This window comes from Rubrivivax sp. A210 (assembly GCF_904426505.1).
In the GTDB taxonomy this organism is placed as follows: Bacteria; Pseudomonadota; Gammaproteobacteria; order Burkholderiales; family Burkholderiaceae_C; genus Rubrivivax.
In genome coordinates this window covers 1-14,047 of sequence record NZ_CAJGBN010000056.1, presented here as the reverse complement: position 1 = coordinate 14,047, position 14,047 = coordinate 1, and the positions used below count along the sequence as shown (strand labels likewise).

The 14,047-nt window shown below is 69.8% G+C and carries 15 protein-coding genes; 13 read left to right on the top strand and 2 right to left on the bottom strand.

Going from position 1 to position 14,047, the window contains the following annotated elements; genetic code table 11:
* The first annotated feature begins 42 nt into the window (after nucleotides 1–42).
* Both JMV16_RS19950 and JMV16_RS19945 read left to right on the top strand, forming a co-directional pair.
* Nucleotides 43–1,689, top strand: coding sequence for an acyl-CoA synthetase (locus JMV16_RS19950; protein ID WP_201496070.1), 1,647 nt, complete (start codon nucleotides 43–45; stop codon nucleotides 1,687–1,689).
* Between the two features lie 27 nt (nucleotides 1,690–1,716).
* On the top strand, nucleotides 1,717–3,420 hold the full coding sequence (locus JMV16_RS19945) for a diguanylate cyclase (protein ID WP_201496069.1): 1,704 nt from the start codon (nucleotides 1,717–1,719) through the stop codon (nucleotides 3,418–3,420).
* Nucleotides 3,421–3,449: 29 nt separating this feature from the next.
* Here the strand turns inward: JMV16_RS19945 and JMV16_RS19940 are convergent, their stop codons facing one another.
* Complete coding sequence (locus tag JMV16_RS19940) at nucleotides 3,450–4,373, bottom strand: ethylbenzene dehydrogenase-related protein (RefSeq protein WP_201496068.1); 924 nt, start codon at nucleotides 4,371–4,373, stop codon at nucleotides 3,450–3,452.
* Nucleotides 4,370–4,843 (bottom strand): cupredoxin domain-containing protein, encoded by a 474-nt coding sequence (locus JMV16_RS19935; protein ID WP_201496067.1) that lies wholly within the window; start codon nucleotides 4,841–4,843, stop codon nucleotides 4,370–4,372. The genes JMV16_RS19940 and JMV16_RS19935 overlap by 4 nt, the downstream gene beginning before the upstream one ends.
* 176 nt (nucleotides 4,844–5,019) lie before the next feature.
* Here JMV16_RS19935 and JMV16_RS19930 point away from each other — a divergent pair, with 176 nt between their 5' ends.
* The 11 genes from JMV16_RS19930 to JMV16_RS19880 form a co-directional block, all read left to right on the top strand.
* Entirely contained in the window at nucleotides 5,020–5,820 is an 801-nt protein-coding gene (locus tag JMV16_RS19930; RefSeq protein WP_201496066.1) for an enoyl-CoA hydratase, read from the top strand.
* A 22-nt stretch (nucleotides 5,821–5,842) separates the two neighbouring features.
* Entirely contained in the window at nucleotides 5,843–7,024 is a 1,182-nt protein-coding gene (locus tag JMV16_RS19925; protein ID WP_201496065.1) for a pyridoxal-phosphate-dependent aminotransferase family protein, read from the top strand.
* Between the two features lie 7 nt (nucleotides 7,025–7,031).
* On the top strand, nucleotides 7,032–7,679 hold the full coding sequence (ccmA, locus tag JMV16_RS19920; RefSeq protein WP_201496064.1) for a cytochrome c biogenesis heme-transporting ATPase CcmA: 648 nt from the start codon (nucleotides 7,032–7,034) through the stop codon (nucleotides 7,677–7,679).
* Nucleotides 7,680–7,829: 150 nt separating this feature from the next.
* Nucleotides 7,830–8,498 (top strand): heme exporter protein CcmB, encoded by a 669-nt coding sequence (gene ccmB / locus JMV16_RS19915; RefSeq protein ID WP_201496063.1) that lies wholly within the window; start codon nucleotides 7,830–7,832, stop codon nucleotides 8,496–8,498.
* A gap of 6 nt (nucleotides 8,499–8,504) precedes the next feature.
* Nucleotides 8,505–9,263: a cytochrome c biogenesis protein CcsA gene (ccsA, locus tag JMV16_RS19910; RefSeq protein ID WP_201496062.1), complete on the top strand. Its 759-nt coding sequence runs from the start codon at nucleotides 8,505–8,507 to the stop codon at nucleotides 9,261–9,263.
* A 97-nt stretch (nucleotides 9,264–9,360) separates the two neighbouring features.
* Nucleotides 9,361–9,825: a cytochrome c maturation protein CcmE gene (gene ccmE, locus JMV16_RS19905; RefSeq protein WP_201496061.1), complete on the top strand. Its 465-nt coding sequence runs from the start codon at nucleotides 9,361–9,363 to the stop codon at nucleotides 9,823–9,825.
* The gene (locus JMV16_RS19900) at nucleotides 9,822–11,804 is read left to right on the top strand and encodes a heme lyase CcmF/NrfE family subunit (protein ID WP_201496060.1); all 1,983 of its coding nucleotides are present in this window, start codon (nucleotides 9,822–9,824) and stop codon (nucleotides 11,802–11,804) included. Before ccmE ends, JMV16_RS19900 begins: the two co-directional genes overlap by 4 nt.
* Complete coding sequence (locus tag JMV16_RS19895) at nucleotides 11,801–12,325, top strand: DsbE family thiol:disulfide interchange protein (protein WP_201496059.1); 525 nt, start codon at nucleotides 11,801–11,803, stop codon at nucleotides 12,323–12,325. The genes JMV16_RS19900 and JMV16_RS19895 overlap by 4 nt, the downstream gene beginning before the upstream one ends.
* A complete protein-coding gene (locus JMV16_RS19890) occupies nucleotides 12,318–12,776 on the top strand; it encodes a cytochrome c-type biogenesis protein (protein WP_201496058.1) in 459 nt (152 codons plus the stop codon). Before JMV16_RS19895 ends, JMV16_RS19890 begins: the two co-directional genes overlap by 8 nt.
* Before the next feature lie 76 nt (nucleotides 12,777–12,852).
* On the top strand, nucleotides 12,853–13,488 hold the full coding sequence (locus JMV16_RS19885) for a tetratricopeptide repeat protein (protein WP_201496057.1): 636 nt from the start codon (nucleotides 12,853–12,855) through the stop codon (nucleotides 13,486–13,488).
* 345 nt (nucleotides 13,489–13,833) lie between these two features.
* Nucleotides 13,834–14,047, top strand: a 214-nt coding sequence (locus JMV16_RS19880; protein ID WP_201496056.1) for a hypothetical protein, incomplete at its 3' end; no start/stop codon positions are given.

Below are 14,047 nucleotides of genomic sequence, written 5' to 3'. Positions count from 1 at the left end.
GTGCCGGCATAAGATGACGCCCCTCACCGGGAGCGCGTGCGCATGAGCATCTACGACCAGCATCTGGACAAGAACGCGGCCAACTACGTGGCGCTGAGCCCGACCAGCTTCGTCGAGCGCAGCGCCGAGGTCTTCGGCGACCTGCCGGCCGTGGTTCACGGCGCGCGCCGCTACACCTGGGCCCAGACGCGCGGACGTGCGGCGCGGCTGGCGGCGGCGCTGCGCAGCCTGGGTGTGGGCCACGGCAGCACGGTGAGCGTGATGCTGCCCAACACGCCCGAAATGGTGGAGGCGCACTACGCCGTGCCGGCCCTGGGCGCCGTGCTCAACACCCTCAACACGCGGCTCGATGCGCCGCTGCTGGCCTGGCAGATGAACCACTGCGAGGCCCAGGTTCTGATCACCGACCGCGAGTTCGCGCCCGTGATCGCGCCGGCGCTCAAGGCCCTGGCCCAGGAGCACGGCCGCCAGCTGGTGGTGATCGACGTCTTCGACAGCGAATACACCGGCGCCGGCGCCGCCCTGGGCGCGCACGAGTACGAGGCCCTGCTGGCCGCCCACGCGCCGCTGGCGCGCCTGGAAGGCCCTGCCGACGAATGGGACGCCATCGCCGTGAGCTACACCAGCGGCACCACCGGTGACCCCAAGGGCGTGGTCACCCACCATCGCGGCGCCTACCTCAACGCGGTCAGCAACGCGGCCACCTGGACCATGCCGCACTTCCCGAAATACCTGTGGACGCTGCCGATGTTCCACTGCAACGGCTGGTGCTTCCCGTGGACGGTGGCGCTGCTGGGCGGCACCCATGTCTGCCTGCGCCGTGTCGAGGCCAAGGCCATTCTCGATGCCATGCGCGAGCACGGCGTCGACCACTACTGCGCCGCGCCCATCGTGCACAACCTGCTCATCAACGCACCCGCCGAGCAGCGCGAGGGCATACGGCAGAAGGTGCGCGGCATGGTCGCCGGCGCGGCGCCGCCGGCGGCCATGATCGAGGGCATGGCGCGCATCGGCTTCGACATCACCCATGTCTACGGCCTCACCGAGGTCTACGGCCCGGCGGCGGTGGCCGTCAAGCGGCCTTCGTGGGCGGCAGAGAGCCTGTCCGAGCAGACGCGCCTGAACGGCCGCCAGGGCGTGCGCTACGGCCTGCAGGAAGGCATGACGGTGCTCGACGCCGAGAGCCTGGCCGAGACGCCGGCCGACGGCCAGACCATGGGCGAGATCATGTTCCGCGGCAACATCGTGATGAAGGGCTATCTCAAGAACCCGGCCGCCACCGAGGCCGCCTTTGCCGGCGGCTGGTTCCACACCGGCGACCTGGCGGTGATGGAGGCCGACCGCTACGTCAAGATCAAGGACCGCAGCAAGGACATCATCATCTCGGGCGGCGAGAACATCAGCAGCCTCGAGGTCGAGGACGCGCTCTACCGCCACCCCGCGGTGCTGGCCTGCGCCGTGGTGGCGCGGCCCGACCCCAAGTGGGGCGAGGCGCCGGTGGCCTATGTCGAGACCAAGGCCGATTCAACCGTCACCGCGGCCGAGCTGGTGGCGCATTGCAAGGGCCTGCTGGCGGGCTACAAGGTGCCGCGCGAGATCCGTTTCGAGCCCATTCCCAAGACCAGCACCGGCAAGATCCAGAAGTTCCAGCTGCGCGAACGGGCGCGCTCGGGTGCGGCCTTCGAATAGAGCCGCACGCCCGGCACCGACATCCCCATGGCGCTGATCTCGTTCAACCGCATCGGCCACCGCATCCTCGCGGTGGTGGGGCTGACCGTGACGCTGGGGCTGGTGGCCATCGCCTGGTTCTACGTCAACTACCAGGAGCGCGCGGTGCTGGCGCAGAACGAGCGCAACATGCTCAAGCTGACCGAGACCGTCAGCCAGAACCTGCAGAGCGTGATGCTGGCCGGCTATGCCGACATCGCCCAGTCCTTCGCCAACCGACTGCACAAGGTCGAGGGCATCGACGATTTCCACGTCCTGCGCGTCGACGGTCTCGAGGCCTTCGGCGACAACCGCACCATCCAGGACGTCAACCGCCGCCGTGGCGACGAGGTGTTTCGCGAGCGCGACAAGGAGACCGAGGAGCGCAAGCTGGCCGCCGACAACCCGCAGCTGCTGCAGGCGGTCGAGAGTCGGGCGCCGGTGATGCACTACACCACCAACGAGCGCGGCGAGCGTTCGTTGCGCATCCTGGCACCCATCGTCAACCAGAAGGCCTGCCACAAGTGCCATAGCCAGACCCAGGCGGTGCGCGGCGTCATCCTGCTGGGGGCATCGCTGCAGACGGTGGAGGGTGACATCTACGAAACCCGCAAGGCATCCATCCTGGTGCTCGCGCCGACCCTGCTGGCTACGCTCTTCCTCACTGGCGCCATCATGCGCCGCTCGGTGGTGAGGCCGATCGAGAAGATGACGCACGCGATGAAGCGCGCCTCGGCCGGCGAACTCGACCAAAAGGTGCCGGTGAAGGGCCAGGACGAGCTGGCCCAGATGGCCGGTAGCTTCAACACCATGACCAACGAGCTGCTCAAGACCTACCAGGGCCTGCGGCTCGAGCAGGACAAGCTGACCACCATCATCCTGGGTGCGCGCGAGGCCATCATCGTCACCGATGCCACCGACCAGGTGGTGCTGGTCAATCCGGCCGCGACCCGGTTGCTGGGCAAGAGCCAGGATCGCATCGTCGAAGAGGGCTTCCTCAAGCTGTTCGACGAGCCGCTGCTGATGGAACAGTGGCTGGAGGAGGCTCACGCCGACAACGGCCCCCACACCCTCGAGTACAACTCGCATGTGCTGAGCGTACATGCCGCTCGCATCAACGATGCCGAGGGCAAGCGCGTGGGCAGTGCCGCGCTGCTGCGCGACATCACCGAGGAAAAGCGGCTCGAGGACGAGTTGCGCCGCCTGTCCAACACCGACGGCCTGACGCTGCTCTACAACCGGCGCTACCTGGACGAGGCGCTGCAGACCGAACTCGAGCGGGCCAAGCGCTACCACCTGCCGCTGTCGGTGCTGTTGTTCGACGTCGACCACTTCAAGCGGTTCAACGACGCCCACGGCCATGACATGGGCGACCGCGTGCTCAAGGAAGTGGCTCGCCTGATGCGGGCCGCACTGCGAGGCCCAGACTCGCCCTGCCGCTACGGCGGCGAAGAATTCGTCGCCATCCTGCCCAACACCAACAAGGCCGGCGCCTACAGCCTGGCCGAGCGGCTGCGGCAGGACATCGAGCGGCTCTCCATCGACGGCCTGCGCGTGACCGCCTCCATCGGCATTGCCGAATTCCCCGACATCGATGCCAGCCAGCAGTCGCGCCTGATCGAGGCCGCCGACGCCGCCATGTACCAGGCCAAGCGTTCGGGGCGCAACCGCGTCTGCATCGCCCACAGCGTGGCGCTCGATCAAGGCAGTTGAGCCGCCACCGGGCCGCGGCGGCCAGGCCGTCAGCGCGGCGGCGCGAACTCGAAAAGCACCGGCTCCGAGACCGACTTGTGCTCGTCGCGGCCGTGGTTGAAGACCGCGATCTGGCCCAGCAGCTTCTGGCCTGGCACGAAGACCACGTCGTCGGCCTGGCCGGTGTGGAGGGCGCGTGCGAATTCCAGGCTCCAGAACCCGGCCTTCCACTGGCCGCGGGCGGCCACGTCGGCGGCGCTGCCCGTCGCCTTCTGGGCTTCAAACGCGGGCAAGCGATCACCCTTGTGCTCGCGCGGTGCCGGCAGGCTGCGGTAGGCCGGCCTCCCGGCGTCGCGCGGCTTGCGGATGTAGGCCGTCTTGCCGCCGGGCAGGCTGTATTCGGCGGCGTCCTCGGTGGAGCGGGTCGTGAAGCTGTGCGAGTAATCGTCGGCCACGCCGGTGGGGTTGCTGCGGCCGGCCGACCAGAGCCAGACGTCGGCGCGGTAGTCCCGGGCGCTGAGCATGCTGCGGTCGTAGTCGCCGGCGAGGTGGAAGCGCACGGCAAACTGGTCTTCCGACCGGCGCGACTGGACATAGCGGCCGTCGCGCCACTCCCAGGCGGCTGTGTCCTTGTCCTCGCGGCTGTCGGGGTAGCGCACGGCGATGAAGAGGCGACCGTCGGCGATGCCCGCCTTGATCTGCACCGTCAGGCTGCCGGTGTGGTTCTGGTCGTCGGCCTCGTCCAGGCCGTAGCGGGGCCTGTCCTTGCGTTCCAGCGCCGGCCTCACCGCCACCGCCAGCCAGCCCTCGCTGCCCCATTCGGCCAGGTCGCCGTCCACCTTGGGCGGCGTGGCCAGTGCAGGCACCGGCAGCGCCTGGGCCGCCTGGGCCGCAGCCGGCGCGGGCGCCAGCAGCACGGCCTCCAGCAGGGCCGCCGAAAGGGCTGTGGGCAGGGTGGCGTGCAGGTTCTTCATTCGACGACGATCGTGCCTTCCATGCCGTGTTCGCGATGGTCGTCGATGGTGCAGACGACCAGGTAGCTGCCTTTGCGCACCGGCACCAGGAAGAGGTCGAGCTGGCCCCTGCGCGCCAGCACCTCGGCGGCGTTGACATAGTCGACCTTGATCTCCGCCTGCCGGGCCACCATCAGCTTGCGCCAGGCCACCGCGCGGAAGAACTCCGGCGCCGTGTAGTAGTGGTCCTTCTCGCCCACATTGCGCAACTGGATGCGGTAAGGCTTGCCGGCGCGCAGGCGCAGCACGCTGGGCGTGAAGCTGTGTTCGGCCAGTTCCACCGTCACCGTTTCCATCGCGTCCCAGTCGGCCGCCGCGACGATGGCGGCGCCGTCGGTGACATGGCCGGGCGCTGCGGCGGGCGGGGTCTGACAGGCGGCCAGCAGTGCTGCGGTGGCGCAAAGGGCGGGCAGGGCAGGCAGTCGGGGCATGGCAGGATTCTCGTCGGCGTCGCGGCAGCAGGGCAGGGGTGGCGTCGATACGGCGCGGGGCACGCGCCAGTATCGTCAGGCGCGAGCCGAGTTGAAGAGCCGGCGCGGCCCGCAGGCGCGACAATTGCCGCACAGGCCGCCTCCGGCGTGGCAGCCGACGTATCGAGGAGCAAGCTTTGTCGCAAGAACCCCTGGTGCTGCACGAGAAAGACGCGCGTGGCGTCGTCACGCTCACACTCAACCGGCCATCGGCCTTCAACTCGCTCAGCGAGGACATGCTGGCTGCGCTGCAAGCGGCACTCGACGCCGTGGCGGCCGACAGCGCGGCGCGCGTGGTCGTCATCGCCGCCGCCGGCCGCGCCTTCTGCGCCGGCCACGATCTCAAGGAAATGCGCGCCCAGCCTTCGCTCGGCTACTACGAGCGCCTGTTCGCGCAGTGCGCAAAGATGATGCTCGCTATCCAGAAGCTGCCGCTGCCGGTGGTGGCGCGTGTGCAGGGCATCGCCACCGCCGCCGGCTGCCAGCTGGTGGCGATGTGCGATCTGGCGGTGGCGGCCCGTGGCACGCGCTTTGCCGTCAGCGGCGTCAACCTGGGCCTGTTCTGCAGCACGCCCAGCGTCGCGCTCAGCCGCAACCTGGGTCGCAAGGCGGCCTTCGAGATGCTGGTGACGGGCGAATTCATCGATGCCGACGAGGCGCGCGCCAAGGGCCTGGTCAACCGCGTCGCTGAGGCCGATCAGCTGGATGCCGAGGTCGAGCGCCTGGTGGCCAGCATCGTCGCCAAGCCGGCGGTGGCGCTGGCCGCGGGCAAGGCGCTGTTCTACCGCCAGCTCGAGGCCGGCATCGCCGCTGCCTACGAGGACGCCGGCCGCACCATGGCCTGCAACATGATGGATGCCGCGGCGCTGGAAGGCGTGCAGGCCTTCATCGACAAGCGCCCGCCGGCCTGGGCCGCCAAGCCCGGCACGGAACGCTGAGCGCGCCTCGTAACATCGGCGCATGACCGACCGCATTCCCGGCCGCCGCCTGCTGCATTCGCCGGGCCCGACGCCGCTGCCCGACGAGGTGCTGCACGCGATGAGCGTGCAGCCCATGGACCTGGGCGATGCGCGCGTGGATGCCAACATCGCCGCCTGCGAGGCCGGCCTGCGCCGCCTGCTGGGCAGTAGCGCGGCCGATGTCTTCTTTTACGCCAGCAACGGCCATGGCGTGTGGGAGGCGGTGGTCGAGAACCTGGCCGCGCCGGGGCAGGCGGTGCTGGTGCCCGGCACCGGGCACTTCTCCGAATCCTGGGCGGTGCAGACCGAGGCCCTGGGCCGCACCGTGGTACGCACGCCCTGGCGCGAGGGTTGGCCGATCGACGTCGAAGCCGTCGAGCAGGCGTTGCGCGACGACCGCGGCCACGCCATCCAGGCCGTCTTCGCGGTACACACCGACACCGCCAGCGGCGTCACCAGCGACATCGCCGCGATCCGCCGCGCCATGGCTGCGGCCGGGCATCCGGCCCTGCTGGTGGCCGATGTCGTGGCTTCGCTGGGTGCGGCGCCCTTCGCGATGGACGCGCTGGGCTTGGATGTCGCGGTCGGAGCCTCGCAGAAAGGCCTGATGTGCCCGCCCGGCCTGGGCATCGTGGCCGTCAATGCGCGCGGCATGGCCGCCGCCCGGCACAACCCGGCGCCGCGCTTCTACTGGGACTGGCTGCGCCGGCGCGACCCGCTGTCCTACCGCAAGTTCTGCGGCACCGCGCCGCAGAACCTGATGTTCGGGCTTGAGGCGGCGCTGGGCCTGATCTTCCGCGAGGGCCTGGACGCGGTGCACGCGCGCCACCGCCTGCTGGCCGGCCTGGTGCAGGCGGCGGTGGAGGGCTGGCGCGAGGGCGGGGCGCTGGATTTCTTTTCCCGTGATGAGTCCTGCCGCTCGGTCTCGGTGACCACCATCGCAGTCAAGGGCGTCGATGTCGACGCGCTGCGTCGCATCGCGCGTGAGCGCTTCCAGGTTGCCGTGGCCGGCGGCCTGGGGCCGCTGGCCGGCCGTGCCTTCCGCATCGGCCACCTGGGCGACAGCAACCCGGCGCTGATCCTGGGCGCCCTGGGCGGCGTCGAGGCGGCGCTGCTCACGCTGGGTGTCAATGTTGGCGACGGCGGCACGCGGCGCGCGGTGCAGCGCCTGGCGCAATCCTGAGGAATCCATGTCCGAACCGTCCGAAGTCCTGCTCGAAGCCCGGCAGCTCGCCTGCAAGCGTGGCCGCAACCTGCTCTTCGAGGGGCTGGAGCTGAGCCTGAAGGCGGGCTCGGTGACCTGGCTGCGCGGCACCAATGGCAGCGGCAAGACCAGCCTGATGCGCATCCTGGCCGGCCTCTCGGCGCCAGCGGCGGGCGAGGTGCTGTGGCGCGGCACGCCGATGCGCAAGGCCGGCGCCGAGGCGCGCGACGGCCTGCTCTACATCGGCCACGCCAATGCGCTGAAGGAAGACCTGACGCTGGCCGAATCGGTGGCCTACCTCGGCCGCCTGGGCGGGGTTGAAGACGCCGATGCGCGCGCCGTGAAGGCGCTCGACCACGTCGGCCTGCAGAGCCGGCGCACGGCCGCCGTGCGCACGCTGTCGCAGGGCCAGCGCCGGCGCGGTGCGCTGTCGCGCCTGGCGCTCGAGGAGAAGGCGCGCGTGTGGATACTTGACGAGCCCTACGACGCGCTCGACGTCGGCAGCACGCAGACGCTGTCGGCCCTCATCACGGCGCAGGCGGCGCGCGGCGGCGCGGTGTTGCTGACGAGCCATCAGAGCGTGCCGCTGGCCGGGCTGGTCGAGTTCGATCTCGAGACCGTGCGTCGCCGCTGAGGCCTCGCCGGGGGGGCGCGGGCTCGGCCGGCGCGCCCTCGGGCCGCCTTGATCGCACGCAAGCCCCTTGCAAAAAGCGGTCCCTACAATCCGCCGCGCCATGACAGATTTCACGCACCAGCCCGCAGCCTCTCTCGGAACCTGCCCCGCATGAGCGATGTGCTGCTGGCCACGACGCGCCGCGACCTCCTGCTGGCCCGCCGCCGCCGCGTCGAGGCCTTGCTGCCGCTGGGCTTCTTCGTCGTCGCCGCGGGGCTGTTTCCGCTCGGCGTCGGCCCCGAACCGCAGACCTTGCGCCAGATCGGGCCCGGTGTGGTCTGGGTCTGCGCGCTGCTGGCGGCCATGCTCTCCGTGACCCAGCTCTTCGCGGGCGACCACCAGGACGGCTCGCTCGAGCAGATGCTGCTGTCGCCGCAGCCCCTGTTGGGCATCGTGCTCGGCAAAGTGCTGGCGCAATGGCTCAGCACCGGGCTGCCGCTGGTGCTGATGTCGCCCTTGATCGGACTGCTCTTCGGCATGAGCGGGCCGGCCATCGCCGCGCTCACCACCACGCTGCTCATCGGCACGCCCATCCTCAGCCTGCTGGGCGCCGTCGGGGCGGCGCTCACCCTGGGCCTGCGCAGCGGCGCCGCCCTGGTCTTCCTGCTCGTGCTGCCGCTGACCATCCCGACGCTGATCTTCGGCACCGGCGCGGTGGCGGCCATCGACAGCGGCCTGTCGGCACGCGCGCATTTTTCGGTGCTGGGCGCGCTGCTGATCCTGACCGCGCTGGGTGCGCCGCTGGCCACCGCGGCGGCGCTGCGCATCTCGATGGATTGAAGCGCGATGAATGCCGCCCTGCGCGGGGCCAGCCTGGCCGCACCGACGCGCTTTCATGCCCTGGCCGGAGCCTGGCTTCCCATCTGCTGGGGCGCCGCCGCCGCCCTGGGCTTGGCTGGAGCAGGGCTGGCGCTGCTTGTTCCTGCGGCCGATGCGCAACAAGGCGAGGCCTGGCGCATCGCCTTCGTCCACCTGCCGGCCGGTTGGCTGGCCGCGCTGCTGTACCTGCTGATGGCGGTTTGTGCCGTGGCTGGCTGGCGGCGCCGGCTGCCCCTGGCATCGATGTTGGCGCAGGCCATAGCGCCCACCGGCGCGCTCGTCACCTTTCTGGCGTTGTGGAGCGGCGCCTTCTGGGGCCGGCCAGGCTGGGGCCAGTGGTGGATGTGGGAAGCCCGCCTGACCTGGCAGTTCGTGCTGCTGATGCTTTACATCGCTTACATCGCGCTCGTCGAGGCCATCGACGATGGCCGCCGGGCGGCCCATGCCAGTGCCCTGCTGGCCCTGGTGGGCGCGGTGAGCGCGCCCCTCATCTGGTTCTCGGTGCAGTGGTGGCATGCGCAGCACCAGGGCGCTTCACCTGTAAGTCTGGAGGCCATGCCGGGCCTCAGCCCGACCCTGCTGGGCGCGGTGATTTTGATCACCTTAAGCTTGGGGGCCTACAGTTTTGCTGTCATCGGGTCGCGCACACGGGCCCTCGTGATCGAGGCGGAAGCAGACGCCGACTGGGTGCGCGCACTGGCTGCGGGCCAGGGGCGTTTCGATTGAACTGCCAACAGACAGCCGACTCCAAGTCGGCGCGCGGCCCAGTGCCGCGCCGTCATTTTTCGAACCCGCCGGCGCTGCCGGTGCAAGGAGCTGGGCCATGAAGCCGCGTCAAAAACGTGCATTGATCATCGTGGGTGTGCTGGGCGCTGTCGGCCTGGCCGTGGGCCTGGTGCTCAATGCCTTCAACAGCAACCTCGTCTTCTTCTATTCGCCCACCCAGGTGGCGGCGAACGAGGCACCGCAGGGCCGCACCTTCCGCATCGGCGGCCTGGTCGAGGAAGGCACCGTGGCGCGTGACGGCGTGACCGTGCGCTTCACCGTCACCGACACGGCCAAGACGGTGCCGGTGAAGTACACCGGCGTGCTGCCCGACCTGTTCAAGGAAGGCAAGGGCGTGGTCGCCCAGGGCCAGCTCGGCCCCGACGGCGTCTTCGTCGCCCGCGAGGTGCTGGCCAAGCACGACGAGAACTACATGCCGCCCGAGGCCGCCGCCGCGCTCAAGAGCGCCGGCAAGACCTCCAGCCACAACGCCTCGACCCTGGTGATGGGGGACCGCAAGTGATTCCTGAACTGGGCCACCTGCTGCTGTATTTCGCGCTCGGCGCGGCCATCGCCCAGGGCGTGCTGCCACTGGTCGGCGCGCAGCGCGGCAACGCGGGCTGGATGGCGCTGGCGCGGCCGCTGGCGCTGCTGCAGGCCCTGCTGGTGACGGCATCCTTCGTCTGCCTGGCGGCTTCCTTCCTGCGCAACGATTTCTCGGTGCTGTACGTGGCCAGCAACTCCAATTCGGCGCTGCCCACCGAGTACCGCTTTGCCGCGGTCTGGGGCGGCCACGAAGGCTCGCTGCTGCTGTGGGTGCTGATGCTCGTGCTGTGGGCGCTGGCCGTGGCGCGCTTCAGCCGCACGCTGCCGCTGCCCTTCGTCGCCCGCATCCTGGGCGTGCTGGGCCTGGTGTCGGTGGGCTTCCTGCTCTTCATGCTGATGACCAGCAACCCCTTCGACCGCCTGATCCCGGCGGCGATGGACGGGCGCGACCTCAACCCGCTGCTGCAGGATCCGGGCATGGTCATCCACCCGCCCATGCTGTACATGGGCTATGTCGGCTTCTCGGTTGCCTTCGCCTTCGCGGTGGCGGCGCTGATCGGCGGCAACCTCGACGCCACCTGGGCGCGCTGGACGCGCCCCTGGACCACCGCGGCCTGGGTCTTTCTCACCTTCGGCATCGGCCTGGGCAGCTGGTGGGCGTACAACGAGCTGGGCTGGGGCGGCTGGTGGTTCTGGGATCCGGTCGAAAACGCCTCCTTCATGCCCTGGCTGGTGGGCACGGCGCTGATCCATTCTCTGGCCGTGACCGAAAAGCGCGGCGGCTTCAAGGTCTGGACCGTGTGGCTGGCCATCGCCGCCTTCTCGCTGTCGCTGATGGGCACCTTCCTCGTGCGCTCGGGCGTGCTGAGTTCGGTCCACGCCTTCGCCACCGATCCCAGGCGCGGCCTCTTCATCCTCGGCTTCCTGGTCATCGTGATCGGCAGCTCGCTGCTGCTCTTCGCCTGGCGCGCCGCCAAGGTGGGCCTGGGCCAGCGCTTCGGCATGTTCTCGCGTGAGTCTCTGCTGCTGGCCAACAACATGATGCTGGCGGCGGCCTGCGGCGCGGTGCTGCTGGGCACGCTCTACCCGCTGTTCCTGGATGCGCTGAACCTGGGCAAGATCTCCGTCGGCCCGCCTTACTTCGACACCGTGTTCGGCCTGCTCATGCTGCCCCTGGTGGTGGTGATGGGCTTCGGCCCCCTGGTGCGCTGGAAGCAGGACGAGGCCGGCCCGCTGCTGCGCCGCCTGGTCGTGCCCGCGGTCCTCGTAGTGGCGCTGGCCCTGGCCGTGGGTCTGGCCGCCGGCAAGATCTCGCTCGTTGCCACCGGAGGCCTGATGATGGCCTTCTGGATCGTCGCCGGCCTGCTGGTCGACCTCAAGACCCGCCTGCTGCCGGCCGGCAGCAGCCTGGGCCAGATCGGCCATCGCGCCCGCCAGCTGCCGCGCGCCATGGTTGGCATGATGTTGGCCCACATCGGTGTCGCCGCCTTCGCCTTCGGCGTCACCATGGTCAAGACCTACGAGACCGAGCGCGACGTCAAGATGGGCCCCGGCGACACCACCGAGGTCGGCGGCTACAGCTTCAAGATGACCGAGGTGCGCGAGGTTCCCGGCCCCAACTACACGGCGGCGCGCGCACGCATCGAGATCACGCGCGACGGCCAGGCCGTGGCCACACTGTTCCCCGAGAAGCGCATCTACCGCGTGCAGTCCAATCCCATGACCGAGGCCGCGGTGCACAGCGATCTGGCGCGCGATCTCTACCTGTCGATGGGTGAGCAACTGCCCAGCGGCGAGTGGGTGGTGCGCGTGCTCTACAAGCCCTTCATCAGCTGGATATGGATGGGCTGCCTGATCATGATGGCCGGCGGCATTCTCGCCACCACCGACCGCCGCTACCGCTCGCGCCAGGCCGCGACGGCGGCCGCCACCGGGGCCGCCGGGAGCACCGCATGACGCGTTTTCTCTGGCCCCTGATCCTCTTCATCGTGCTGGCGGCCTTCCTGGCCTTCGGCCTGCGCCTGGACCCGCGCGAGGTGCCTTCGCCGCTGATCGACAAGCCGGCGCCGGCCTTCAGCGCCAGCCTGCTGTCCAACCCGGCGCAGACCCTGAAGCCGCAGGACATGGCGGGCAAGGTGTGGATGCTCAATGTCTGGGCCTCGTGGTGCGTGGCCTGCCGCGCCGAGCACCCGGTGCTGGTGCGCTTCGCGCAGCGGGGCGTGGTGCCCATCTACGGTCTCCAGTACAAGGACGAGCGCAAGGCCGGGCTCGACTGGCTGCAGCGCCTGGGCAACCCGTACACCGATTCGGTGATCGACGCCGACGGCCGCATCGGCATCGATTACGGCGTCTACGGCGTGCCCGAGACCTTCGTGATCGACCGCCAGGGCGTCATCCGCTACAAGCACATCGGCCCGGTCACCGAAGAGGTGCTGCGCGACCGCATCGAGCCCCTGGTGAGAAAACTCAATGCCTAGACAACTGCTCCTGATCCTGGCCCTTGTGTTGGCGGCGCTGCAGCCGGCGCTGGCGCGCGAGGCCGCGCCAGCGGTGCCCGACCCGGCACTGGAAAAGCGCATCATGTCGCTGGCGGCCGAACTGCGTTGCCTGGTGTGCCAGAACCAGACCATCGCCGATTCGCACGCCGACCTCGCGGTCGACCTGCGCAAGCAGATCGGCGAGATGATCGTCAAAGGCCAGAGCGACGACCAGATCCGCGCCTACATGACCGAGCGCTACGGCGATTTCGTGCTCTACAAGCCGCCCTTCAAGGCCACGACTCTGCTGCTATGGGTGGGGCCGGCGCTGCTGATGGTGGGCGCGCTCACGGCGCTGGTCGTCTCGCTGCGCCGCCGCCAGCGCGCGAGCGACGACGCCTTCGACCCTGACACCCCCGACGATGCCAACGCCGACGGCAGCCTCCGCTAGCCCGCCCCTGCTGCCACCCGAGGCCGCCGCTTCACCCGACGCTTCACCCGCCGTCTCTCCCGCTGCCCCCGCCCCCGTGCGTCCACCGCGCCGCCTGGTGGTGTCGGTAGGCCTCTTCGTGCTGGCCGTGGGTCTGGCGGGCTATGGCGCGATGGGCAACCCGGCGGGCTGGCGCGACGAGCCGGGCATGGTCGAGTCTCAATCCGCTGCAAAGCCCGATGCGGCCCAGGCCAGGGCCTTGATCACCGACCTGAACGAGCGGCTGAAGGTCGAACCCGATGATGCCGAAGCCTGGACGCTGCTCGGGCGCGTGCAAGCGTCGCTCGAACACCCCGCCGAGGCGGTGGCCGCCTTCAAGCGCGTTGCCGAGCTGCAACCCAGGAACGCACAGGCCCTGGCCGACTATGCCGACAGCCTGGGCACGGTCCAACAGGGTTCGCTGGCCGGCGAGCCCGAGCGACTGGTGATGCAGGCCGTGCGCCTGGACCCCAACAATTCCAAGGCCCTGACCCTTGCCGGCACCATCGCGTTCAGCCGCAATCGGTACCCCGAGGCCATCGTCTTCTGGGAGCGCGCCCTGCGTGGCGCCGAGCCCGATGCCGCGCATGCCCAAGCCTTGCGCGGCGCCATCGCCGAAGCCCGGCGTCGCGGCGGCCCGGCATCCGATGTCGCGCCGGCGGGGAAGCCGGCCTCGGGCCGCAGCCTTCGCTGAGTGGCTCGGCGGTCTTGGTTCCAAGAGGGCCGACACCGCCCAGCAGCCGGTCTGGCGCCGCCATTGCCGCGGGCACCGACCGCGGCCCCCCACGTTTCAATAGGCCCAACCCCCGCGACTGAGGGGGGCTGCCTCCTCCGTGCGAAGGAGAGTTGTCGCAGGCTGCGTGATACCGTCATTTCAAAGGCCAGCTTGCAGCATGCGGCCCGCGAAAGCCGCGGCTCTGTGATGCAAATCTGGCCCCGGCGAGCCGATAGGCGCCTCTCGAGCAGTAAGTCCGGCCCCGTGCCGCGAGCCGAGCAGCAGTCATTCGGTTGAGGTCAGCACGGAGCAGGGGAGGCGCCTATGGGCAAGGACGCAGGGTGGGTGCGCAAGCTGACGGAGTGCGCCGTAAGGCAGACCCGGCGTCTGGCCAACGGGCTGATGCTTGCGATGCCCCTGCTGGCCCAGGCCGGCGTGTTGGGCACGCCGAGCCTGAGCCCGTTGAGCATAGAGGCGACGGTGGCGAGTGCGGTGACGGTGAGCATCAGCATCACCGACCCGAACTACATTTTGGGCA